Raw genomic sequence first — 22764 nt, 5'->3', positions numbered from 1 at the left:
TTATTAGTTAATTTTATTCTATCACATTTTCTTTATCAATGCAAAGAAAATCATTTTTTGTTAGCTAAGTCCTATACATCGATAAAAACTTACTTTTATTTTTAGCACAATTTCAATCGGTAGCCATTTCTTTAATCAATAGAACTGCTTCTTTTTCAGTAATTTTTTCATAATTTGTAAAATCACTAAAAAAGATACGATCATACCACGCATCTTGTTCTACCCATCCAAGATTAGAATCAAAAACTGCTGTACTACCATTAACATAACGAACAATTTTAGTCTGCTCTGTCCTAATGATAAAATATTGAGTTTCCAATTTATACCTCTCTCAACTGAAATTGATAAATAAAGCACCTAGACTAAATCTAAGTGCTTTAAGAGTAGGGGACGGTGTGCCTGTCCCGTCATCTCATGTTGTAAAACTGCGTAGCGACACTAAATTCTCTACTTCACTTCTCTTCATTGAAATTATATCAAAATGACTCATCTTTGTCATAAATTGTTTTGTTTTCTCGAATAATATAAGTTATAATTTAAATAATGAGAGTTACTATCTTCTACATTAAAGGCTTTTAGCTGTAGAGGGTGTGTGCTCTCTTTTTATTTTCTAAGGAGAGGAGGGGATTCGAACCCCCGAGCCCCGTGAAGGACTACACGCTTTCCAAGCGTGCGCACTCGGCCACTATGCGACCTCTCCATTATGTGAGCTAGGCTCACATTCAAAATAGTTTACTTTTTAGGAAATTGAGCTTCCAAACGGTAAATGACTTGACCTTTATTGGAGAACTTACGCTCATATTCTGTCATCACATTTCCCTCATAGTCGCTAGCGTGCAAATCTAGCCAGACTTGGTTCAATACCATGCCATACTGCGATAAAGACGCTAAACTATATTCGAACAAGCCACGATTATCCGTTTTAAAATGAATCTGTCCCTCTTCTGGTAAAATTTGCTCATAGGTTTCTAAAAAGGTTTTGTAAGTCAAGCGACGTTTCTCATGACGAGTTTTAGGCCACGGATCACTAAAGTTGAGATAAAGTAAATCAATCTCACCATCAGCGAAATAATTGGTTAAACTTGACCCATCAACCAACAGTAATTTAATATTTGGAAGATCGCTCTCCAAAACCTTATCCAAGGCATAAGACAAGACCGAACGCTGAATATCAATACCAATATAGTTGATATGGGGGTTTTTTGCTGCCATGCCAGTGATAAAAGATCCCTTACCACTACCTACCTCAATATGAATCGGCTGTTCATTGCCAAAAACGTCTTGCCAACGTCCTTTGGCTTCTTCTGGCTTCAACACCACATACTGTGGATTATTTTCTAGGTGTTCTTCAGCACCTTTACGTTTTCTAACTCTCATTTTTACTTTCTAAATGTTTCACGGAATTTTCTAAGTTCGTAGATTTCTTGATTGACATGCTCCATATCACGACTATCAAAGCATTTGATGATTTGTGATAAGTAAGAAAATTGACCATACCAGTATAACTTATTCATGACCTTTTCATTATACTTATAACCATACAAGGCCAACCATTCCTGCCAACGAACACGAGGGATATAATGGCTCAAAACATAGGCTACATCATACATGCGATCAGTTAGGCGAACAGAATCCCAATCCACTAAATAAATCATGCCACTGGTTGTAATCACCCAGTTGCTATGACAAACATCCCCATGGACAATAGTCGCCAAATCTGAACGAAATTCTGGCAAACTACGTTTGAGTTCCTTAATCACTAATTGTAGGTAAGAATTTTCTTGCAGTTGTAACGGTGCATTCTTTTCCCAATCCACCAATAAATCATAAGGATTTTCAATCTTAAAATTAAGTTGCAAAAGTTGATTAACCAACGCTTTAGAGCGATGCATCCGAACCAAAATTTGAACAACTTGTTTACTATTCATATCCTGTTTGGTCAAAATCCGACCATCTAACCATTCTTGAGCACTCATCATGTCGCCATTGCCCATACGCTTAGCCCACAACAGTTGAGGAGCAATCTGTTCCTTGGCTAGAGCAGCAAGGATAGGAGTGGTATTCAATTTGACAAAAACTCGCTCACCATTAGGATAAGTTCCCATATAAGCCTGACCACTGTTACCTTTAAGAAGAGTTAATTGTAATTCTTGATCTGTACCAGCCATTGTTTTTCCTCCTATTTTTCTATTGAGCCTTATCATCTTACATTGTACTTGTTTTCAATCACTTAGTCAAACTTGACTTAACTTTTTTGGGTAAATAAAAGAAACCTAATAGCAAACCTCCGACAGCAAACAAGCCACTAAAACCAAAAAAGAAAGAACAACTGGTTTGGATGATATAAAAGATTAAAAACAAACGTTGCAAGACACCTTGAAGGGCTACACTTTTATCTGCTTGCTTAGGATATAAACGTGTTAGATACTGGTAGTCATAATGACGTCCCAAAGCCGTCATTTGAAAAAGCCACAAGTAATTAAACAGCAAACCTAAAGCCTCGGATAGCCATGGATTAGAAATGGTTACCAAACTTAATAGAGATAAAAAGAACAATCGAAGTGTCAAATGTAGATAATCGCCACTACGCACAAAGGCTTGAGCATATAATTTTGCCCACAAAGTCGGGGAAGAACCTGATAAAAACTGGATTAAACCATCGAAATAGGCTCTTCGTTTAACTGGGCTGGAAATGCCTTTCACATCTGTAAAGAGTGAGAAAAATTTCAAAATTGCCTGCTTGCGTCGTTGCTCATAAGCAATAGCCTTTGACCAATGTAAAGATGAAGGTTGGAAAAAACCTCTAATTTTCCAAGACATCAAACAAGCCTTAACTAGCCAAAGTAATACCACTAATAGTAAAATCTGCCAACTCGTCCAACTCAATTTTAGTAGAAGTGGACTTAAAAATAAGACACCTATTGTTTGAAGACTTCCCCAAAGTAAGACACTTCTTTTTAAGGCTCTCGTAATTTCTCTTCTGACCTCTGCTTCTTTTACCAATAAAAATAATTGGTCTGCTGGTTCTAAGTAAGTCGCGACCCGACCCATACTCAATAAAATCAGCAAAAGCAATACAATCACTGACCAAATGGGCCAGGTTTGGCTAGGAAAATCATTTAATAATTTGCTGTATTCCACCATTACAAAGCCTGTCAGAAAGACGAGAATCAAAACAAAATGGTCATTTAACACATAGCGCAAGTATTTCAGACAGAGCTGATGAAAATCGAAACGTCGTTTACCAAAAAGCTCTCTCATAGACTGCCACTTTCCTCCTGTGTCAAACTTAAATAAATATCAGTAAGACTAGCAGATGGTTTCGCGAAGCTTTTTTGTAAATCAGCCAGACTACCTTTAGCCTTGACCTGACCATGATGAAGGATAACAAATTCATCACACATCTTTTCTGCGGAATCCAGCACATGAGTACTCATAAGAATGGCTGTTCCTTTCTCCTTTTCCTCCATAAGCAAGTCGGTTAAATCCTTGATAGCTACTGGATCAAGCCCCAAAAATGGCTCATCCACAATCAAAAGGCTAGGTTCAACCATCAAGGCTGAAATAATCATCACCTTTTGTTTCATTCCCTTAGAAAAATTGACTGGAAACCAATCCAACTTATCTGACAAACGAAAGATTTTTAATAGACGTTCAGCACAAGCCATGGCTTTTTGTTCATCCAAATCATAGGCCAAGATGACAGTTTCCAAATGTTCCTTTAAAGTTAATTCTTCATACAAACTGGGTGTTTCCGGAATTAAAGCTAGCTGCTTACGATAATTAACTGGATCCGTAGATAAGGTCAAACCATTTAAGCTAATTTGTCCTTGATAAGGCGTTAAAAGCCCAATAATCTCGCTAATCGTCGTTGATTTTCCCGCTCCATTCAGACCAATCAAACCAACCAACTGCCCCTTGTTTACTTCAAAACTCAGGTCTTTCAAAACAGGGATATTGATATAGCCCCCTGTAACATGTTCTAGTTTTAACATCGTCATTTTCCTTGTTATAAGATTACCTTTCATTTTATCACATTATTTGATTTAGACAAAATCCTAAACAAAACAAAAGAAATCCATTCTCATTTTCTTAAAGCAATCTAATCAATCATAAAATGACTTTTTCACAGACCAGTGACTAACAATATGCTATACTGATAGTAAATTTAAAGAAAAGAAGGTCGAGCCTATGGAAAAATGTATTTTTTGTCAAATCGTTGCAGGTGACATTCCTGCTAGCAAAGTCTATGAAGATGAACACGTTCTCGCCTTTTTAGACATCACTCAAGTCACTAAAGGGCATACTCTTGTTATCCCTAAAAAACATGTTCGTAATCTCTTAAATATGGATTCAGAAACTACCCAACAGGTCTTTGCCCCTATTCCACAACTAGCACGTCGCTTACAAACCGTTACTGGAGCTAGTGGACTTAATATGCTTAATAATAGCGAAGCAGTGGCTGGACAGACCGTCTTTCATGCCCATATTCATCTTATCCCAAGATTTAATGACCAAGACGGCTTAACTATCGACTTCAAAACCAATGAACCCGACTTTGAACAACTCAGTCAGTTAGCTAAGGCAATCACAGATGAGGTAGAAAAATGAAATTAAAAACCTTTATCTTGTCAGGATTAGTCGGAGCAACGCTTTATAAACTCTATGACAATCGTCAAGTCATCAAAACAGAAGTCAAGGATAAAACCAATCGTATCCAGCAAGGAAAACAAGACCTTGCTAAAGCTCAAAAGAGTTTGAAAACCATCCAAAAAGAAAGCCTACAGGCAAGTAAGCTAGGCCAAGATTTCTCTTATCAAGCAAGAGTTTTCCAGATTGAAACCCAAGCAACTTTGCAAGAAATCAATAAACTATTAAGTAAATACAAAACAACAGAAACCAATCCTAAATGAAAAACAACCAAGAAAATAACTTCTTGGTTGTTTTTCATTTTAGCTAACTCTTATTCTACTATAGTGTTAACAACTGGAGTTTCTACCACTTGTGGTGGTTCAATTACATTAGACACAACTGGTTGCTCATAGACAGACTCTACAGGAGTAGAGTACACAGGGTAACTTTCAGAATAGCTTGGATAGACTTCTGGTGTCACTTGACTAACTTCTGGAACAACAGGAACAGACACGACTTCGCTAGCTGGTACTGGCATACTGTCAACGGAACTGCTCTCATAACTGCTTACTTGTGTGTCTGCTTCTACTACTGAAGAACTATCATTCTTGTCTTCACTACTTTCAGAAGAGACTTTAGTTTCGTTGATGTCAATCTTACTGTCCAAACCATATAAGGTTTCATAAACGACTGCACTGGTTTTTAATTTCGACTGATTTGTTTTCAAGCCTAACTCTTTCTTAATGCGATTTTGAATGTCCAAAAGATGTTCTGCTGTGACCACTTGATAAGAACCACCGTCAGCCATGGTGGCATCTTCTCCACGAAGTTGATAGCTCTTGATATTTTTCAAAGCCTCTCGATAGCCCAACAACTTAGGAATAGTTTTCGTTGATATTTCCACGTTAGTCTGCATGTTACTGCTGACTGCTGAAAGAATTTTACGGTAGTTACTAATGCTGTCCAAGGCTAAAATTTTCGCCATGATTTTCTTAATCACTTCTCGCTGACGCTTTTGGCGGCCATAATCACCATCTGGATCGTCATAACGCATGCGAGCGTAAACTAAGGCTTGATTGCCATTGATTTTGTGAGTTCCTACAGGCACTGTTGCTGTATAGGCTGGCTCTTGTTCATATATTTGAATCGGAAAATCAAAATTATTAGTTACGGTAATTCCACCAACAGCCTCTACCAAATCAACCATCCCTTGCATATTGATTTGCATATAATAGTCAATGGTAATGTCCAAAAGATCCTGAACTGTCATGATAGCCATCTGAGCACCGCCAGCAGCATAGGCAGCATTTAATTTGGCCTCGACTCCGGTCATGTCATTTTTCTTTGGCCCTGATAGTTTAATTAAAATATCTCGTTCCAAACTGGTCATGGTTGTTTTTTTCGTTTTAGGATTAACCGTCACCAAAATCATAGAATCACTATTACCTTGCCAACGATCCGTTCGATCGGCACTACCTGTATCCACTCCCATCAACAATATGGAAAAAGGTTTAGTCTGCTTAATGGCTTGACTAACATTTTTCGAGGTTTGATAGTTCTTAAAGGTTTTTGCAAATTCACTATTCGTGAAACTAGATAGGGTCGTAAAATAAAGCCCCACTGCTAGTGCTGTCGTTGCTAAAATCGCAACAATCATGATACTAATTTTTTTTCCAATGCTCATGCTGTCTTCCTAATCAATCATTTTTCCCATGATATAGACATCAAGAAACTCACCTGTACTTGTCTTAGCTCCACGTTTCTTAACGCCTTCTATCTCAAAACCAATCTTTTCATAAACATGGACGGCACGCTGATTTCGTTTTTGTACGGTTAATTCCAAACGACGAATCACTCCAGATTGTTTGGCCCACTCAATTGTTTCAGCCATCAAAACTTGACCTAAACCATAACCCCAATACTGTTTTTTAATGCCGATAAAAATATCTCCAATATGATTAACCCGCTCGTGAAAATCACTGGTGACATTAAGCACACCAACCACTTCTGAACCTTTCTTAGCTAAAAGGCAGAGCTGATTGACCGATTCTTGTCGATGCTTGATAAAATCAACCATCTGCTCAGTTGTCATCAAAATGCCCGCCTCGTCCAAGGTCATAAATTCACTTTCTCCCCCTATCTGATTAAGGGTTTCAACCAGTGCTTTGGCATCATTTGGTTCTGCTTCTTTGATGATAAATTCTTGTTCAGCCATGACTAATGACCTCCTTTAGTTGATTGGACCGTTTTCCCTTAGGGACTAATGACACACGACGACCAACGTCTTTTGTTTCAATCACAACTTCCATATAATCATTCGTAAAATCTGCACCCAATAAGTGTCCCCATTCAATAACAGTCACACCATTGCCATACAAAAACTCATCTAAATCAATAGAATCTGGGTCATTACCAATACGATAAACATCTAAGTGATATAAGGGCAAACGCCCCTCATACTCTCTGACAATGGTATAAGTTGGGCTCTTAATCATTTGATCAATCCCTAGACCTTTGGCGATTCCCTTGGTCAAGGTGGTTTTACCTGTACCTAAATCCCCTGTCAACACTAGCACATGACCAGCTTCCAAGGCTTGACCAATACGATAACCAAAAGCAATCAATTCATCTTCGTTACAAATGTCAAACATATTCCTATTTTAACACAATTTAATTTCCTAAACCAGTCACAACTGATAAATATAAAAACTAGAGTTACCCCTAGTTTCCTTTTTTAGATTAACAAAAAATTAACAATAAATAGACCATCTAAAACCCATACTATCGGTTGGATGTCCTTTGCTCGTCCTTGAACCAGCTTACTAAGTGTATAAAAGAGAAAGCCAAAAGCAATTCCATTTGTCAAACTATAACCAAAGCCCATAAAAATTGACGCAAAGAAGGCTGGAATGGCTTCACTCATATCATCCCATTCAACATGCTTAAGACTAGAAATCATCATAATACCAACCATAATCAAAACGGCAGCCGTTGCTTGATTGGGGATAATGGCCAACAAAGGACTGAAAAAACTAGATACCATAAAGAGTAGGGCAACTACCAAGGCAGTGAGACCTGTGCGTCCCCCTGCTGCAATACCAGCCGCCGACTCCACATAAGTTGTTACATTTGACGTGCCAACCACAGCTCCTGCTGTTGTCGCTAACATATCAGCATAAAGAGCTTTTTCCATTTTGGGATCCAGGTCTTTAGCATTCTCACTCGTCGTTTTGAAAATCTGTGCTTTTTGACTGGTTCCAATCAAAGTTCCAATCGTATCAAACATATCTGTCAAAGCAAAAGCAAATATGGTCATCATAACTTCTAATAGACGACTCGAATCAGCAAATAAAGTGCCCAATCCAGTAAAGGCTGCTCCAAAAACTAGTCTCAATTCTTGAAAAGCTGTCACAATATTGTTTGATGCAAAATCAATAGCAGATAAATCAACAATTCCAAGAAAAATAGCTAGCAGAGTAGTCACAATCATAGCTAACATGATACCGCCCTTGATATCACGAATCACAAATATTGACGTAATGATAATCGCACAAAGCGATAATACCACACCAGCATTATCAAAAGAAACGAGAGCAGGAACTGCTGAAGCATTACCAATGATAGTCGCTCCTGCTTTATCGGCTCCTTCACCAACGACGGTATAGGTATTCGGATTTAAAGTAAAGTTAAGTAAACCGGCATTTTTAATCCCTAGATAAGTTAAAAAAATACCAATACCACCACCAATAGCATGCTTAATATTTTCTGGAATGGAAACAATAATAATTTGACGTAATTTCGTCAAAGTAATCACCATGGCAATACAGCCACAAAGAAAGACCATCGCTAAAGCTTCTTGCCAAGTATAACCTTGTGCAAAAACAACCGTATAAGTAAAAAACGCACTCATACCAATACCAGATGCTTGAGCATAAGGTACATTAGCATAAAGGGCCATAATTAAGGTACCAATAACTGCACCAATAATAGTCGCAAGAAAAACCCCTTGAATAGGCATACCAGTCTGGGCTAACGTTGTCGGATTAACAAAAAGAATATAAGACATGGCAAAGAAAGTCGTCATTCCTGCTATAACTTCCCTGCGAACAGTCGTACCATACTCTTTTAACTGAAAAAACGTTTTCATTTAATAGCGAAACTCCTTTTTTAGAATGTTTTAGATATAATATCACAAAAACATTCGCCTTTCAATTGTTTTTTTGTTATTTTTTAGATAAAAAATAAAATATACACATATTTTGCGTATATTTTATTCTCTGTCTAAAAAAATCAAGGTCATCATCTGTAAAAAAGTAAAACCAGCAATAAATGGTAGGGCTGACCAAGAAACAACGTCAACCATACTATTAACCACCGTCATCGGATTCGTTAAGGCGTCCCAAGAATTTAGACGAGCATATCGACCAATATGGATGGCAAAACTTGATAAAAAGGATAAATTACCAATCACCAAATAACGTAGGTAAATATTTTTCACCCCTAAACTATTGAAAATCAATTGCAAACTCAAGACCCCAGATAAAACACCAAACAAAATGCTAGACACATAGAGCATGAACATAATCATACTCGAACGATCCCATAGAGCCTGACCAGCAAAAGACATGTGAATAATATCTGTCAGCATGTAGAAGGTATTAGGATAAAAGAGTAACCAAAGTAACACTCCTACAAGCTTCACAAAAGTATTTTTTGTACGATAGGTCAAATAAGCAAAATCCAAGGCTACCAAGGCCAAAAACATATTCCAAATTAGATTAGGCCCACTGGTCATATAACGGAAAATACCTGCCGATATCACCAACCAAAACAGATGAATTAAACTCATTTTTAATTTCATGTCATTTCTCCTTCTTGCAAAACTATTTTCCTATTATAACATAGTCATAAATAAATACGATTGATTAGCTTGTCTTGTGAACTCTTTGTTAGGTTTTGACATTTTAATCTAATATTTACTCATTTTTGCAACTTTTTGTCACAATCTGTTATAATAAGAACATGACTAAAAAAATAATTGCAATTGACTTAGATGGCACATTACTCCACAGTGATGAAACCATCTCTACCTACACTGTCGAAACCTTAAAAAAAGTAGAAGCTTTAGGACATACCATTATTATTGCCACTGGACGTCCTTATCGTATGGCGCTAGACTATTATCGTCAACTAGGCTTAAAAACACCGATGATCAATTTTAATGGTGCCTTGGTTCATCTGCCTGAACAGGCTTGGCCTCATGAACTAGACATTCGCCTTGATCCGAAATATATCTGGCAATTACTTGACATTAAAGAAGACATTGAGCTTGACTTTCTAGCGACAGAATATCGAGATAAACTCTTTATCAATTTTGAACACCGTGATCAAATTGAGCCAAAACTTTTTGGGCTCAAAGAAATCACAGATGATTTAGAATTGATTCCTAACAAGGTGACTACTGGGCCAAATGCACTTTTGATGAAAACCAGAGTCGCTGATAAGTATGCCTTAGCTGAACAAATCAAGGAACACTTTAACCATAGCCTTGAAGTTGATTCTTGGGGAGGGCCATTAAATATCTTGGAATTTTCTCCCAAAGGGGTCAATAAAGCAATGGCACTACAACATTTATTAACTGCTCTGAACTTAGATAAGGAACACCTTATCGCTTTTGGAGATGAACATAACGATACTGAAATGTTGGCTTTCGCCCAAACAGGATATGCCATGAAAAATGCCAATCCAATTCTTTTAGAATTTGCCGATCAGCAATTGCCTTGGACCAATAATGAGGATGGAGTTGCCAAACAATTAGAACAACTTTTTTTAACATAAAAATCAGAGATGCCCAATAGTTTTGAGCATCTCTTTTATGCTTGTCATTTTTCCTTTTGACTGATTTTCATCTATTTTTGATAAATTTTGTCATTTTTTCTCGGATAACCTTGACATTTTCTTGAAAACGTTTTAAAATAGCTATGTTCTTGAATTTCGTTTGAAGGTGATACTAATTTAGTATGACACAAAATGAAAAATAATTAAAAGGAGGAAAATCAAGAATGGGTATCGGTATTATTATTGCCAGCCATGGTAAATTTGCTGAAGGTATTCATCAATCAGGTTCCATGATTTTCGGGGAACAAGAAAAGGTTCAAGTTGTCACTTTCATGCCAAGTGAAGGACCAGATGATCTTTACGCTCACTTTACCAATGCTATCGCTCAATTTGATGCTGATGATGAGATTCTTGTCCTTGCTGACCTTTGGAGTGGTTCACCCTTCAACCAAGCAAGTCGAATCATGGGAGAAAATCCTGAGCGTAAATTCGCCATCATCACTGGCCTCAACTTGCCTATGCTAATTCAGGCTTATACAGAACGCATGATGGATGCATCTGCTGGAGTTGAGCAAGTTGCAGCTAACATTATCAAAGAGGCTAAAGAAGGGATTAAAGCCTTGCCAGAAGAATTGAACCCTGCTGAAGCCGCTCCTGTTGTTGCTAAAACTAGCGACGCACCACAAGGGGCTATTCCTGAAGGAACAGTTATTGGTGATGGTAAGTTGAAAATCAACCTTGCTCGCATTGACACACGTCTCTTGCATGGTCAAGTCGCAACAGGTTGGACACCCGCTTCAAAAGCTGATCGTATCATCGTTGCATCTGATACAGTTTCTCAAGATGAATTACGTAAACAATTGATTAAACAAGCCGCTCCTGGTAATGTTAAAGCAAATGTTGTACCAATCCAGAAATTGATTGACGTTTCAAAAGACCCTCGCTTTGGTAATACTCATGCGTTGATTTTATTTGAAACACCTCAGGATGCTCTTCGTGCTATCGAAGGCGGAGTTGAGATTGAAGAATTGAACGTTGGTTCAATGGCTCACTCAACTGGTAAAACAATGGTCAACAATGTGCTATCAATGGACAAAGACGATGTTGCTGTCTTTGAAAAATTACGTGACCTTGGTGTCAAATTTGACGTCCGTAAAGTACCAAATGATTCTAAAAAAGACTTGTTTGACCTAATCAACAAAGCAAACGTTAAATAAGCTATATAAAAGAAAGGATTTATCATGGATATTTCAATTATTTCTGCGATCTTGGTGGTCGTGGTTGCCTTCCTTGCTGGTATGGAAGGAATTCTTGACCAATTCCAATTCCATCAACCAATCGTTGCTTGTACCCTTATCGGTTTGGTAACAGGTAACCTTATTCCTGGAGTTATCCTAGGTGGAACACTGCAATTTGTCGCTCTTGGTTGGGCAAATATCGGAGCTGCCGTAGCACCTGATGCGGCACTTGCTTCCGTTGCTGCTGCCATTATCTTGATTAAAGGTGGTGACTTCTCAGATCAAGCCATTAGTGTCGCTCAAGGTCTAGCTATCCCTCTTGCTGTTGCTGGTTTGTTCTTGACCATGCTCGTGCGTACCGCTTCTGTCGGTTTGGTTCACGGAGCTGATGCTGCTGCTGAACGTGGTGACTTTGCTGCACTTGAACGCTACCATTTAGTAGCTCTTTCTCTTCAAGGTCTTCGTATTGCTATTCCTGCTGCATTCTTGCTTGCCATTCCTTCTGAAAGCGTAAAAGCTGCACTTGAGTTGATGCCAGAGTGGCTAAGTGGTGGTATGCAAGTTGGTGGTGGTATGGTTGTTGCCGTAGGTTTCGCTATGGTTATCAACATGATGGCTTCTCGTGAAGTTTGGCCATTCTTTGCCCTTGGTTTTGCTCTTGCAGCCGTTAATGATTTAACACTAATCGCCCTTGGTGCTATCGGTGTTGCTCTTGCCTTCATCTACCTTAACCTTTCTAAAAAAGGGGGTAACGGTGGTGCTAGTGCAGGGTCACACGATCCAATCGGTGACATCCTAGAAGACTACTAAAAGGAGGCAATAACATGGCAGAAAAAATTCAACTTTCACTAAGTGATCGTAAAAAAGTTTGGTTCCGTTCACAACTCCTTCAAGCATCTTGGAACTACGAACGTATGCAAAACTTAGGTTGGGCTTATGCTTTAGTTCCAGCTATTAAAAAACTTTACACAAAAAAAGAAGATCAAGCAGCTGCACTTAAACGCCACATGGAATTCTTTAACACGCATCCTTATGTGGCTGCACCTATCTTTGGGGTAACACTTGCTCTTGAAGAAGATCGTGCCAATGGTGCAGATATTGATGACGCTGCAATCCAAGGGGTTAAAATCGGTATGATGGGACCTCTTGCAGGTATCGGTGACCCAGTGTTCTGGTTTACTGTTCGTCCAATCATTGGTGCCCTAGGAGCTTCACTTGCTATCGCTGGTAACGTTCTTGGACCAATCATCTTCTTTGTCGCTTGGAATGCTATTCGTATGGCTTTCCTATGGTACACACAAGAATTTGGTTACAAATCAGGTAAAGAAATCACTAAAGACATGTCAGGTGGTATCCTACAAGACATCACCAAAGGAGCTTCAATCCTTGGTATGTTCATCTTAGCTGTTCTAGCTGAGCGTTGGGTATCAATTAAGTTTGCTTTCAATGTTTCAAGTGTTCCACTTTCAAAAGGAGCTTACATTGAGTGGGATAAACTCCCAGCAGGTAGCGAAGGTATCAAAGAAGCCTTTGCTCAAGTTGGAGCAGGTCTTTCACAAACTCCTGAAAAAGTAACAACTTTCCAACAAAACTTGGATGGTTTGATTCCTGGATTTATGAACGTTCTTCTTGTATTCCTCTGCATGTGGTTATTGAAGAAAAAAGTATCTCCAATCACTATCATCGTTGGGTTGTTCATCGTTGGTATCCTTGCTCGTTTGGCAGGTATCATGTAAAATAAGAAAGGTTGGGAGCTTCTCCTAACCTTCTTACTTTACTCATGGAAAGGAAAATACATGGCACAATCCCTCAATAAAACCGTCCTTCTTCAAACCACAGGAGTGTCTTATCTCGGTATTGGTAGCAAGGTCGGCAAGTTTCTCATTGGCCCAGAAGCTATAGAATTTTACCCTGATGTCAATGTTGAGCAATATATCCAAATCCCATGGTCGTCCGTAGATTATATCGGAGCAAATGTATCTGGTAAAAAAATCAGTCGCCATTTTGAAGTGATGACACAGCAAGGTAAATTTCTTTTTGCCTCCAAGGATTCTGGCAAGATTTTGAAAATCGCTCGTGACATTTTAGGAAATGATAAGGTTGTCAAACTTCCCACTCTTTTACAAATGATTGGGCAAAAACTACTCCCGAAAACTCGATAAAGCCTTTACTTTTATAAGAAAGTTGGGTATAATGAAGACAACGGATAAGTAAAGATTAGTTACTTTTCAGAAAGCCTACGGTCGCTGCGAGTAGGTAAGGGCTAATGTTGAAATTCTACCGTTGTTTATTATTACATAGATGATTAAGTGCACAAGATTTGTGAAGTTGGATGGAACCACGCCCTTGGCGTTCCAACATAGCTCATCTTGTGCTTTTTTATAGGAGGAATTTTATGTTAGATTTAAAACGCATTCGTAATGACTTTGATCATGTTGCTGAAAAACTAGCTTTGCGTGGCGTCAGTCAAGAAACTTTAACAGAATTAGCAGAACTTGACCAAAAACGTCGTCGCCTGTTGGTTGAAACAGAAGAACTTAAGGCTGAACGCAATCTTGCTTCTGCTAACATTGCCCAAGCTAAACGCAACAAAGAAAATGCTGATGAGCAAATTGCTGCCATGCAAAAACTATCTGCCAAGATCAAGAAAATCGACAATGAACTACTGGAACTTGATCAACAAGTAGAAGGTATCCTAGTTGTCTTGCCAAATACACCGCATGACAGTGTGCCAGTTGGGGCTGATGAAGAAGACAATGTAGAAGTTCGTCGTTGGGGAACGCCTCGTGAATTTGATTTTGAGCCAAAAGCTCACTGGGATTTAGGTGAGGATCTCAATATTTTGGATTGGGAACGTGGGGCTAAGGTAACCGGTGCTCGTTTCCTTTTCTATAAAAATCTCGGTGCTCGCTTAGAGCGTGCCCTTTACAATTTCATGCTTGATGAGCATGCGGCAGAAGGCTATACCGAAATTATCCCACCTTACATGGTCAATCATGACTCTATGTTTGGTACGGGTCAATACCCAAAATTCAAGGAAGATACTTTTGAATTAGCTGATAGCAATTTTGTTCTTATTCCAACTGCTGAAGTTCCTTTGACCAATTTCTATCGTAACGAGATTATCAACGGTAAAGATTTGCCAATCTACTTTACAGCCATGAGCCCATCTTTCCGTTCTGAAGCAGGTTCTGCCGGTCGTGACACGCGTGGTTTAATTCGTTTGCACCAATTCCATAAGGTAGAAATGGTCAAATTTGCCAAACCTGAAGAATCTTATGAAGAATTAGAAAAAATGACAGCTAATGCTGAAAATATCCTACAAAAACTTGGCTTACCATATCGTGTTTTAGCACTTTGTACTGGAGATATGGGCTTCTCAGCTGCCAAAACTTATGACCTAGAAGTATGGATTCCAGCTCAAAACACCTACCGTGAAATTTCTAGTTGTTCAAACACAGAAGATTTCCAAGCTCGCCGTGCCCAAATTCGTTACCGTGATGAAGCTGACGGCAAGGTGAAACTACTTCATACCTTGAACGGTTCTGGTTTAGCTGTTGGCCGTACTGTTGCAGCCATTTTGGAAAACTATCAAAATGAAGATGGTTCTGTAACCATTCCTGAAGTACTCCGTCCATATATGGGAGGACTTGAGGTGATTAAACCTTAATATTAAATAGATATAAACTCAGTTAACTAGCCTAACTGAGTTTTATTTTGACATTTGACAAAAGAAAAATCACGCTAAGCGTGATTTTTTTATTCATTCATAGAAACGTGAACATGATCCATGTGGTTTTGTGTTGCACTACCACGGTCTGGCATTAAGTTCCAAGTATTAGCTGGGCCATAAATATTATTTACTGGCGAATAGAAACGTTGTTGCCAAATAACATAAGAAATATCATTATTAGCAATATTATCAACAGCGTATTGAGCTACTTGGTCACCTTGAGCAGCACTGTCAACCATAATATCTACTGCTAAACCTTGACCATGATCATCATTTGAATTACGATAACCACCAATGTCACTGATACCAAATTCATTACCTACTTGTGATTGGAAAGCTGCTGTCTTAGCTTGCATACCAGCACTGTTGTAAGTCAATGTTTGATTGGTTGTGGTATCTTGAGCTACTTCCTCAACGGGAGTTTCTACTTGTTCAGTAGGAATTTCTGTTACTGGTTGCTCTTCTGTCACTGTTGATTCTGCTGATGTGACCACTTCTTCTTGAGCAGGAGTTTGCTCTGTACTCGCTTCAACGACTTGTGTCACTGCTTCTTCAACAGGATTTTCTGTTTGAGCGTAACTTTGATTCGTTTCACTAGATTCAACAATTGATTGAGTCACTTCTTCAACATTTGGTGTCTCTACCACATCACTCGCTACTACTTCAGAAGATGGGGTTTCTACAGACATCTCTGTTTCAACAGGTAGATTCTCTGTAGCCTCACTGGAATCAGAACCCTCTGATACCGTTTCACTTGTTACAACTTCACTACTAAATACTTGTTCTTCAGATTCAGAAACTGTTTCTGATGTTGCTGACTCTACAGGCGCTACTGTTGTCTCTGTTTCAGCAGATGTATTCTCTGTCACTTCAGTTGATGACGAAGTTTCTGATACCGTTTCACTCACAATTGTTTCGCTAGTTGGCACTGATACTTCTGGTGATTGTTCTACCACAGGCGTTTCAGAATTCGTTGTAACAACTTGGCTAGCCACTTCATCCTGAGCCACTGCTACCGTTTGAACAACCTGATTAGCTGGATCTGCTTTTAAATCACTTACCTTAACCGTTTGATCTTTGAAAATAACCTCATTAGTCATTAAATCAGCTTTGACAGTCATTTCTTCTGTTGATGATGTTTGAGGAACATCTACTTGAACAGTCTTAACATCTTGATTGTTATCATAAGTAATTGTCAATACTGTATTAGGAAGAATAAAGTTAACATCTGCAATATTATTTAGATTAGCCAAAACATTGACTTCTAACCCAACTGCTTCTGCAATACTACCTAATGTATCACCATATTGAACCGTATAAGTAATTTTATTGTTTTCTTTAACTAAACCTGCTCTAATCTCTTCCACAGAACGTGGTGCCCAAACCAATCCTTCTTCTGCTTGAACTTGATTAACTCCAAAGATCGATAAGGCCATTGTTGATAATAAAAGAGATTTTTTAATAAAGTTTTTTGACATAATTTTTTCCTCTTTGTCTAATTGTGATTACAATGATAACATAAAAATCAGACGAATTAAAGGCATTTTTTCTTTATTAAAGGAATTGTAGTTTCTGTTATCTGTTCTTCATTTTTGTAACCTAAATGATACATTTCCTTATTTCTTAATCTAGCATAAACTAAATCCCCACTTAATCAATGTTAAGTGAGGACTGAGATAGTTGACTAGTTAGCCACTTTTTTTGCTAGGGCAAAGTTACCCAAGGTCGCAGAGCCATTATTAGCCACTGCAGGCGTTACAATATACTCTTTTACTGGTGGAATTGGTAGATAGTCATTGAGCAAGTCTAGGAAGTGCTGATGAACTAATTTAATCATATGGTCCTGAGCCATAACCCCACCACCAAATACGATCACTTCTGGTCTAAACATCATGGTTGCTTGAATTGCTGCTTGGGCAATATAATAAGCTTGTTTATCCCAAACATCATGCTCAACAGGAATATTTTCACCACGAACGCCCGTACGAGCCTCTAGACTTGGACCGGCTGCCAAACCTTCTAAACAGCCTTTATGGAAAGGACAAACTCCCTCAAAATCGTGATCCTTATCATGTTTCATCATATAAGTGTGCCCCATCTCTGTATGACCAACGCCTCCGATGAATTCACCATTTTGATAAGCACCTGCTCCAATCCCTGTACCAATGGTATAATAAACCAGATTGTCAACATTCTGGCGAGCAATGACTTCACCATAAGCTGAACTATTAACATCTGTTGTAAAGTAAAATGGCACTTGTAAGGCTTCTTTCATTGGGCCAATCATATCAACATTTGACCAATCTGGTTTTGGCGTTTTTGTCACATAACCATACGTTTCTGATGCTTCATCAATATCAATTGGACCAAAAGAACCCACAGCTACGGCTGCTAAATTATCAAATTGTTGAAAAAAAGCAATCGTTTTAGCAATGGTTTCCTCTGGCTTAGTTGTTGGAAATTGTGTTTGCGCAACGACTTCAAAGTCTTCATTACCAACAGCACAAATAAACTTTGTACCACCTGCCTCAACACTACCATATAATTTTGTCATATTTTACCTCATTCTTAATACAGAAAGAGGTTGATGTTAATCAACCCCTTTTATTTGAAGGGAAAACTCCCTTATTTGACTTGTAATAACTTACTACCTTCTTGAACATTGCCACTTGCCAATGTTTCAACTGCTACAAAATCTGCTGTATTGGTTACGATTACCATTGTCGTATCATCAAGACCTGCATCCGCAATCGCTTTAGAATCAAATGTTCCAAGCACATCACCTGCTTTAACAGTTTGATTGGCTTTCACGTTTTGAACAAAACCTTTGCCATTCATTGATACGGTATCAATACCAACATGAATAAGAATTTCTGTACCATTAGTTGATTTAATCCCATATGCATGACCTGTTTCAAAAGCAATTTCAACTGTTCCATCCACTGGCGACACAACTTGATTACCAGTTGGTTTAATCGCAATTCCTTTACCCATAGCTTCTGAAGCAAAAACTGGGTCATTAACGTCTTTTAAGTCAACAACTTGACCTGCAAGTGGAGCTAAAAGCGTTTCTTCTTTGACTACAACCTCTGTAGCTGCTACTGGAGCAACTTGAGGTGTCTCAGACTTTTTTACGTCTTTTACCTCATCTTCATAACCAAAGAAGTAGGTCAAACCAAATCCTGCTGCAAATGACACAGCAACCATTAGTAAGTATTGGAACAATTGACCATTTAGGTAAAGAAGCGTTCCAGGAATAATTGTAATACCAAATCCTGTACCTGCAAGACCTAAGATAGAAGCTACTGCACCACCGATAGCACCTGCAACCAATGATAAGAAGAATGGCTTACGGAAACGTAAGTTAACCCCGAAGATAGCTGGTTCAGTAATTCCCAAAAAGGCTGAAAGAGCTGCTGGGAAAGCAAGAGCTTTTAATTTAGGATTTTTAGTTTTCACACCAACCGCTACTGTTGCAGCTCCTTGAGCTGTCATTGCTGCTGTGATAATAGCGTTAAATGGATTAGCACCTGTATTGGCAACCAATTGTGATTCTAGTAAATTGAAGATATGATGAACACCTGATACAACGATAATCTGATGAACTCCACCAATTAGCAAACCACCAAGTCCAAATGGCAAAGCAAGTAGGCCTTGTGTGGCAACTAGAATACCTTTTTCAACCACATGGAATACTGGACCAATCACAAATAGACCAAGTAATGACATCACAAGAAGTGTGATAAATGGTGTCAATAGCAAGTCAAGTACTTCTGGTACAACCTTGCGTACCGCTTTTTCAAACTTAGCACCAATAATACCGATGATGAAGGCTGGTAAAACTGATCCTTGTAAACCAACAACTGGAATGAAACCAAAGAACGTCAAGGGTTTAACATCACCACCTGAAGCAACTGCCCAAGCATTTGGTAATTGCCCTGCAATTAGCATCATCCCCAAAACAAGACCAATTGTTTGGTTACCACCAAATACACGGAAAGTTGACCATACAACCAAGGCTGGTAAAACAATAAAGGCTGTATCTGTCAAGATTTGAGAGTAAACATTCAAATCTTCCGGCAAGGTATAACCCAAAGCTCCCAACAAACCACGAAGCCCCATAAACAAACCAGTCGCTACAATTGCTGGAATAATTGGAACGAAAACATCACCAAACGTACGAACGGCACGTTGGAACCAGTTACCTTGTTGAGCTGCTTCTGCTTTTTGCTCACCTGTCGTTGCTGTTGGCAAACCTAAAGCAACTACTTCATCATAAATTTTATTAACAGTTCCAGTACCAAAAATCATTTGGTATTGACCTGAATTGAAGAAAGCACCTTGAACTTTCTCAATATTTTCTGCTTTTTCTTTGTCAATCTTCGACTCATCAACAACCATGATTCTCAAACGTGTCGCACAATGAGCAACACTTTTAACATTCTCACGACCACCGACAGCCTCGATGACTTCTTTTGCAATTTGCTTGTTATCCATTTTGCAAAAAACTCCCTCTATATAAATTTTTCTTACCGAGTGTAAGCGTTTCACTCGTTATTACAACTATTATTTTATCATGATTAAAAAATATGTCAAGCGTTTTGCAGAAATTATTTTTTAATTTAGCAAAAAGATTGATTTTTTAGCAGAAAACGTTTACTATAGAGTTAGAAGAAGTATTTTAGATTAGAAAGAGGATAACTCATGGTAACCTTACCAACAGAAATTCGTTACAAGCCTTATCATCAATGGACTGAAAAAGAAATTCAAGACATTAAAAACAATATTGCTAAATCACCTTGGAGAGCCAATTATCACCTAGAGGCAAAAATGGGACTTCTTAATGACCCCAATGGATTCTCTTATTTTGACGGTAAATTTCACCTTTTTTATCAAAATTTTCCTTTTGCTGCCAGTCACGGTTTGAAACAATGGGTACACACTACCAGTACTGACCTTGTTCATTTCACAGAAACAGGTGTTACCATTCAACCAGATACACCACTAGATAGCCATGGGGCTTATTCTGGCTCAGCCTATGAAGTTGACGACAAACTCTTCATCTTCTATACAGGCAATGTTCGCGATGAAAACTGGGTTCGTACCCCTTTACAAATTGGTGCTTTCATGGATAAAGACGGACAAATCGAGAAAATTAAAGACATCCTTATCCCACCTGCTACAGATGCTACTGAACATTTTCGTGATCCACAAATTTTCAAATATCAAGATCAGTTTTACGCTATCGTTGGTGCACAAAATCATGACAAACAAGGCTTTATCAAATTATATCAAGCTATTGATAATGACGTTACCAAGTGGCAAGAAGTCGGCAATTTAGACTTTGCTGGCACTGGCAGTGAATACATGATTGAATGTCCAAATTTAGTCTTTGTTGACAATCAACCAGTTTTACTCTACAGTCCCCAAGGTCTAGACAAATCTGAACTAAACTATGACAATATTTATCCAAATACTTATAAAGTATGTCAAGCGTTAGACACAAAAACAGCTAAGCTCATCAAACCTTCACCAATCTACAATCTTGATTATGGCTTTGAAGCTTATGCCACTCAAGCCTTTAACATGCCTGATGGCACCGCTTATGCTATCAGTTGGATTGGCTTACCAGACGTTGATTACCCAACAGATACTTATGACTATCAAGGGGCTATGAGTCTGGTTAAAGAATTACACATCAAAAATGGTAAACTCTATCAACAGCCTGTCGCTGCTATGACAAACTTACGTCAAAGCCAAGAAATTCTAGCCAATAAAACAAGCACCAATAACTGCTACGAACTAGAATTTGAAGTCGCTGAAAATAGCCAAGCTAAATTACTTCTATTTGCTGATACCAATAGCAATGGTCTAAAAATCACTCTTGATACTGAAAAGGGAACATTCCAAATTGATCGCTCTCAAGTTGGTGAACAATATGCTCTTGAATTTGGTACAAGCCGTAGCTGCTCAATTCCTAAACAACAGACAAAGATACGCCTGTTTGTTGACAAATCAATCTTTGAAATTTTTATCAATGATGGAGAATATGTCTTAACTGGTCGTGTCTTTCCAAATCAAGAACAGACTGGTATTTACTTAAATTCTAATAACATATCAGGAAATTTCTATCAATTGAAAGGATAACACCATGGTTGCTAAACTAACAGACGTTGCTGAACTAGCTGGAGTCAGTCCAACAACCGTTTCTCGTGTCATTAACAACAAAGGCTACCTTTCTGAAAAAACAATTAACAAAGTTAAAGATGCCATGAAAACTCTAGGCTACAAGCCCAATAATCTCGCTCGTAGCCTACAAGGAAAGTCAGCCAAACTAATTGGACTCATTTTTCCTAATATCAGCAACATCTTTTATTCTGAACTCATTGAATACCTGGAAATTGAACTGTTTCGTCAAGGTTATAAGGTCATCATTTGTAATAGTCAAAATGATCCTAAAAAAGAAAAAGAATACCTAGAAATGTTGGCTGCTAATCAAGTAGATGGAATCATCTCCAGCAGCCATAATCTTGGTATTGATGATTATGAAAAAGTCGAAGCAGCCATTGTTGCCTTTGACCGCAATCTCGCACCAAATATTCCAGTCGTTGCATCAGATAATTTTGAAGGAGGCAAATTAGCCGCTCAAAATCTAATAAAAGTGGGGTGTCAAAAGATTATTATGATTACTGGAAATGATAATTCTAACTCTCCTACAGGTTTGCGTCATGCTGGTTTTTATAGCATTTTACCAGAAGCATCGATTTTCAATATTCCTAGTCACTTCTCAGCTATTCGTAAAGAAATGGAAATTAAAAATATTCTTCTAAAAGAAAAACCAGATGGTATTTTTGTTTCAGATGACTTAACAGCTATTTTAGTGATGAAAATTGCTCAAGATTTAAAGATTACAATCCCAGAACAATTAAAAATCATCGGTTATGATGGTACTAATTTTATTGAAAATTATTTTCCTCAACTGACAACAATTAAACAACCTATTCAAGAAATTGCTGTTCTCTGTGTTGAAATTTTATTAAAACAAATCGCCAAAGAAAATGTTAATAAAGATTACATTCTACCTATTAGTTTATTACCTGGTTCTAGTATTTAACTCAAGTTAGCTTATTCTAACTTGAGTTTTTTATTATAATCTGAAAATAAAAAGCATTGAGACTATTCTCAATGCTTCATCTACTCCGCCAGTAGGACTCGAACCTACGACATCATGATTAACAGTCATGCGCTACTACCAACTGAGCTATGGCGGAATATCAATAGCTAAGCGACTACCTTATCTCACAGGGGGCAACCCCCAACTAC

Annotated in this window: 23 protein-coding genes and 2 tRNA genes; 10 read left to right on the top strand and 15 right to left on the bottom strand. The window is 38.2% G+C overall.

Annotated elements, in window-relative coordinates; all coding sequences use genetic code 11:
* Positions 1 to 112 precede the first annotated feature (112 nt).
* The 6 genes from FRX52_RS05185 to FRX52_RS05160 form a co-directional block, all read right to left on the bottom strand.
* The gene (locus FRX52_RS05185; RefSeq protein ID WP_146538748.1) at positions 113 to 319 is read right to left on the bottom strand and encodes a hypothetical protein; all 207 of its coding nucleotides are present in this window, start codon (positions 317 to 319) and stop codon (positions 113 to 115) included.
* 294 nt (positions 320 to 613) lie between these two features.
* Positions 614 to 700: transfer RNA gene (locus FRX52_RS05180), tRNA-Ser, on the bottom strand.
* Between the two features lie 32 nt (positions 701 to 732).
* Positions 733 to 1377 carry a tRNA (guanosine(46)-N7)-methyltransferase TrmB gene (gene trmB, locus FRX52_RS05175; protein ID WP_146538747.1) on the bottom strand — a complete coding sequence of 215 codons (645 nt, stop codon included), beginning with the start codon at positions 1375 to 1377 and terminating at the stop codon, positions 733 to 735.
* A gap of 2 nt (positions 1378 to 1379) precedes the next feature.
* Positions 1380 to 2168: a cell cycle regulator CcrZ gene (gene ccrZ / locus FRX52_RS05170; RefSeq protein ID WP_146496511.1), complete on the bottom strand. Its 789-nt coding sequence runs from the start codon at positions 2166 to 2168 to the stop codon at positions 1380 to 1382.
* 58 nt (positions 2169 to 2226) lie between these two features.
* Positions 2227 to 3261, bottom strand: a complete 1035-nt coding sequence (locus tag FRX52_RS05165; protein WP_146538746.1) for an ABC transporter permease — start codon at positions 3259 to 3261, stop codon at positions 2227 to 2229.
* Positions 3258 to 3995: an ABC transporter ATP-binding protein gene (locus FRX52_RS05160; RefSeq protein ID WP_146538745.1), complete on the bottom strand. Its 738-nt coding sequence runs from the start codon at positions 3993 to 3995 to the stop codon at positions 3258 to 3260. Before FRX52_RS05160 ends, FRX52_RS05165 begins: the two co-directional genes overlap by 4 nt.
* Positions 3996 to 4191: 196 nt before the next feature.
* On the opposite strand from FRX52_RS05160, the gene FRX52_RS05155 reads away from it, so the two are divergent.
* Both FRX52_RS05155 and FRX52_RS05150 read left to right on the top strand, forming a co-directional pair.
* A complete protein-coding gene (locus tag FRX52_RS05155) occupies positions 4192 to 4611 on the top strand; it encodes an HIT family protein (protein ID WP_146538744.1) in 420 nt (139 codons plus the stop codon).
* On the top strand, positions 4608 to 4913 hold the full coding sequence (locus FRX52_RS05150; protein WP_146538743.1) for a hypothetical protein: 306 nt from the start codon (positions 4608 to 4610) through the stop codon (positions 4911 to 4913). The genes FRX52_RS05155 and FRX52_RS05150 overlap by 4 nt, the downstream gene beginning before the upstream one ends.
* Before the next feature lie 50 nt (positions 4914 to 4963).
* On the opposite strand, the gene brpA is transcribed toward FRX52_RS05150, so the two are convergent.
* The 5 genes from brpA to FRX52_RS05125 form a co-directional block, all read right to left on the bottom strand.
* Complete coding sequence (gene brpA / locus FRX52_RS05145) at positions 4964 to 6316, bottom strand: biofilm formation/cell division transcriptional regulator BrpA (protein WP_146538742.1); 1353 nt, start codon at positions 6314 to 6316, stop codon at positions 4964 to 4966.
* A gap of 9 nt (positions 6317 to 6325) precedes the next feature.
* Positions 6326 to 6847, bottom strand: a complete 522-nt coding sequence (locus FRX52_RS05140; RefSeq protein WP_146496524.1) for a GNAT family N-acetyltransferase — start codon at positions 6845 to 6847, stop codon at positions 6326 to 6328.
* A complete protein-coding gene (tsaE, locus tag FRX52_RS05135) occupies positions 6840 to 7283 on the bottom strand; it encodes a tRNA (adenosine(37)-N6)-threonylcarbamoyltransferase complex ATPase subunit type 1 TsaE (protein ID WP_146538741.1) in 444 nt (147 codons plus the stop codon). Before tsaE ends, FRX52_RS05140 begins: the two co-directional genes overlap by 8 nt.
* 83 nt (positions 7284 to 7366) lie before the next feature.
* The gene (locus FRX52_RS05130; protein WP_146538740.1) at positions 7367 to 8779 is read right to left on the bottom strand and encodes an NCS2 family permease; all 1413 of its coding nucleotides are present in this window, start codon (positions 8777 to 8779) and stop codon (positions 7367 to 7369) included.
* A 123-nt stretch (positions 8780 to 8902) separates the two neighbouring features.
* The gene (locus FRX52_RS05125; RefSeq protein WP_146496530.1) at positions 8903 to 9493 is read right to left on the bottom strand and encodes a DUF1361 domain-containing protein; all 591 of its coding nucleotides are present in this window, start codon (positions 9491 to 9493) and stop codon (positions 8903 to 8905) included.
* A gap of 161 nt (positions 9494 to 9654) precedes the next feature.
* On the opposite strand from FRX52_RS05125, the gene FRX52_RS05120 reads away from it, so the two are divergent.
* The 6 genes from FRX52_RS05120 to serS all read left to right on the top strand — a co-directional run bounded on the left by FRX52_RS05120 (position 9655) and on the right by serS (position 15378).
* Complete coding sequence (locus FRX52_RS05120; protein WP_146538739.1) at positions 9655 to 10470, top strand: Cof-type HAD-IIB family hydrolase; 816 nt, start codon at positions 9655 to 9657, stop codon at positions 10468 to 10470.
* Between the two features lie 224 nt (positions 10471 to 10694).
* Positions 10695 to 11687 (top strand): PTS sugar transporter subunit IIB, encoded by a 993-nt coding sequence (locus FRX52_RS05115; protein ID WP_146461849.1) that lies wholly within the window; start codon positions 10695 to 10697, stop codon positions 11685 to 11687.
* Positions 11688 to 11717: 30 nt separating this feature from the next.
* Entirely contained in the window at positions 11718 to 12518 is an 801-nt protein-coding gene (locus tag FRX52_RS05110; protein WP_146538787.1) for a PTS mannose/fructose/sorbose transporter subunit IIC, read from the top strand.
* 14 nt (positions 12519 to 12532) lie between these two features.
* On the top strand, positions 12533 to 13444 hold the full coding sequence (locus tag FRX52_RS05105; protein WP_146496539.1) for a PTS system mannose/fructose/sorbose family transporter subunit IID: 912 nt from the start codon (positions 12533 to 12535) through the stop codon (positions 13442 to 13444).
* Between the two features lie 60 nt (positions 13445 to 13504).
* Complete coding sequence (locus FRX52_RS05100; RefSeq protein WP_146461845.1) at positions 13505 to 13870, top strand: DUF956 family protein; 366 nt, start codon at positions 13505 to 13507, stop codon at positions 13868 to 13870.
* 233 nt (positions 13871 to 14103) lie between these two features.
* A complete protein-coding gene (gene serS / locus FRX52_RS05095) occupies positions 14104 to 15378 on the top strand; it encodes a serine--tRNA ligase (RefSeq protein ID WP_146538738.1) in 1275 nt (424 codons plus the stop codon).
* Between the two features lie 89 nt (positions 15379 to 15467).
* Here serS and FRX52_RS05090 read toward each other — a convergent pair whose 3' ends face one another.
* The 3 genes from FRX52_RS05090 to FRX52_RS05080 all read right to left on the bottom strand — a co-directional run bounded on the left by FRX52_RS05090 (position 15468) and on the right by FRX52_RS05080 (position 19938).
* Positions 15468 to 16919, bottom strand: a complete 1452-nt coding sequence (locus FRX52_RS05090; protein WP_146538737.1) for a LysM domain-containing protein — start codon at positions 16917 to 16919, stop codon at positions 15468 to 15470.
* A gap of 206 nt (positions 16920 to 17125) precedes the next feature.
* Positions 17126 to 17995, bottom strand: a complete 870-nt coding sequence (scrK, locus tag FRX52_RS05085; RefSeq protein ID WP_146538736.1) for a fructokinase ScrK — start codon at positions 17993 to 17995, stop codon at positions 17126 to 17128.
* 71 nt (positions 17996 to 18066) lie between these two features.
* A complete protein-coding gene (locus tag FRX52_RS05080; protein WP_146538735.1) occupies positions 18067 to 19938 on the bottom strand; it encodes a sucrose-specific PTS transporter subunit IIBC in 1872 nt (623 codons plus the stop codon).
* Positions 19939 to 20145: 207 nt separating this feature from the next.
* Between FRX52_RS05080 and FRX52_RS05075 the strand changes: the two genes are divergently transcribed.
* Entirely contained in the window at positions 20146 to 21588 is a 1443-nt protein-coding gene (locus FRX52_RS05075; protein WP_146538734.1) for a sucrose-6-phosphate hydrolase, read from the top strand.
* Positions 21589 to 21592: 4 nt separating this feature from the next.
* Positions 21593 to 22555: a LacI family DNA-binding transcriptional regulator gene (locus tag FRX52_RS05070; protein WP_146538733.1), complete on the top strand. Its 963-nt coding sequence runs from the start codon at positions 21593 to 21595 to the stop codon at positions 22553 to 22555.
* 83 nt (positions 22556 to 22638) lie between these two features.
* Here FRX52_RS05070 and FRX52_RS05065 read toward each other — a convergent pair.
* Positions 22639 to 22712: transfer RNA gene (locus FRX52_RS05065), tRNA-Asn, on the bottom strand.
* Between the last annotated feature and the right edge of the window lie 52 nt (positions 22713 to 22764).

The sequence above is a fragment of the Streptococcus sp. sy018 genome (assembly GCF_007859185.1).
Classification (GTDB): Bacteria; Bacillota; Bacilli; order Lactobacillales; family Streptococcaceae; genus Streptococcus.
This window is presented reverse-complemented; position numbering and strand designations above follow the sequence as displayed.

Coding starts and splice junctions, on each gene's coding strand:
- FRX52_RS05160 (WP_146538745.1), bottom strand. CDS start 3,995: ATGTTAAAACTAGAACATGTTACAGGGGGCTATATCAATATCCCTGTT.
- FRX52_RS05130 (WP_146538740.1), bottom strand. CDS start 8,779: ATGAAAACGTTTTTTCAGTTAAAAGAGTATGGTACGACTGTTCGCAGG.
- FRX52_RS05075 (WP_146538734.1), top strand. CDS start 20,146: ATGGTAACCTTACCAACAGAAATTCGTTACAAGCCTTATCATCAATGG.
- FRX52_RS05070 (WP_146538733.1), top strand. CDS start 21,593: ATGGTTGCTAAACTAACAGACGTTGCTGAACTAGCTGGAGTCAGTCCA.
- FRX52_RS05115 (WP_146461849.1), top strand. CDS start 10,695: ATGGGTATCGGTATTATTATTGCCAGCCATGGTAAATTTGCTGAAGGT.
- FRX52_RS05155 (WP_146538744.1), top strand. CDS start 4,192: ATGGAAAAATGTATTTTTTGTCAAATCGTTGCAGGTGACATTCCTGCT.
- FRX52_RS05090 (WP_146538737.1), bottom strand. CDS start 16,919: ATGTCAAAAAACTTTATTAAAAAATCTCTTTTATTATCAACAATGGCC.
- FRX52_RS05140 (WP_146496524.1), bottom strand. CDS start 6,847: ATGGCTGAACAAGAATTTATCATCAAAGAAGCAGAACCAAATGATGCC.
- FRX52_RS05120 (WP_146538739.1), top strand. CDS start 9,655: ATGACTAAAAAAATAATTGCAATTGACTTAGATGGCACATTACTCCAC.
- FRX52_RS05100 (WP_146461845.1), top strand. CDS start 13,505: ATGGCACAATCCCTCAATAAAACCGTCCTTCTTCAAACCACAGGAGTG.
- trmB (WP_146538747.1), bottom strand. CDS start 1,377: ATGAGAGTTAGAAAACGTAAAGGTGCTGAAGAACACCTAGAAAATAAT.
- FRX52_RS05105 (WP_146496539.1), top strand. CDS start 12,533: ATGGCAGAAAAAATTCAACTTTCACTAAGTGATCGTAAAAAAGTTTGG.
- serS (WP_146538738.1), top strand. CDS start 14,104: ATGTTAGATTTAAAACGCATTCGTAATGACTTTGATCATGTTGCTGAA.
- ccrZ (WP_146496511.1), bottom strand. CDS start 2,168: ATGGCTGGTACAGATCAAGAATTACAATTAACTCTTCTTAAAGGTAAC.
- FRX52_RS05125 (WP_146496530.1), bottom strand. CDS start 9,493: ATGAAATTAAAAATGAGTTTAATTCATCTGTTTTGGTTGGTGATATCG.
- FRX52_RS05080 (WP_146538735.1), bottom strand. CDS start 19,938: ATGGATAACAAGCAAATTGCAAAAGAAGTCATCGAGGCTGTCGGTGGT.
- brpA (WP_146538742.1), bottom strand. CDS start 6,316: ATGAGCATTGGAAAAAAAATTAGTATCATGATTGTTGCGATTTTAGCA.
- FRX52_RS05150 (WP_146538743.1), top strand. CDS start 4,608: ATGAAATTAAAAACCTTTATCTTGTCAGGATTAGTCGGAGCAACGCTT.
- scrK (WP_146538736.1), bottom strand. CDS start 17,995: ATGACAAAATTATATGGTAGTGTTGAGGCAGGTGGTACAAAGTTTATT.
- tsaE (WP_146538741.1), bottom strand. CDS start 7,283: ATGTTTGACATTTGTAACGAAGATGAATTGATTGCTTTTGGTTATCGT.
- FRX52_RS05165 (WP_146538746.1), bottom strand. CDS start 3,261: ATGAGAGAGCTTTTTGGTAAACGACGTTTCGATTTTCATCAGCTCTGT.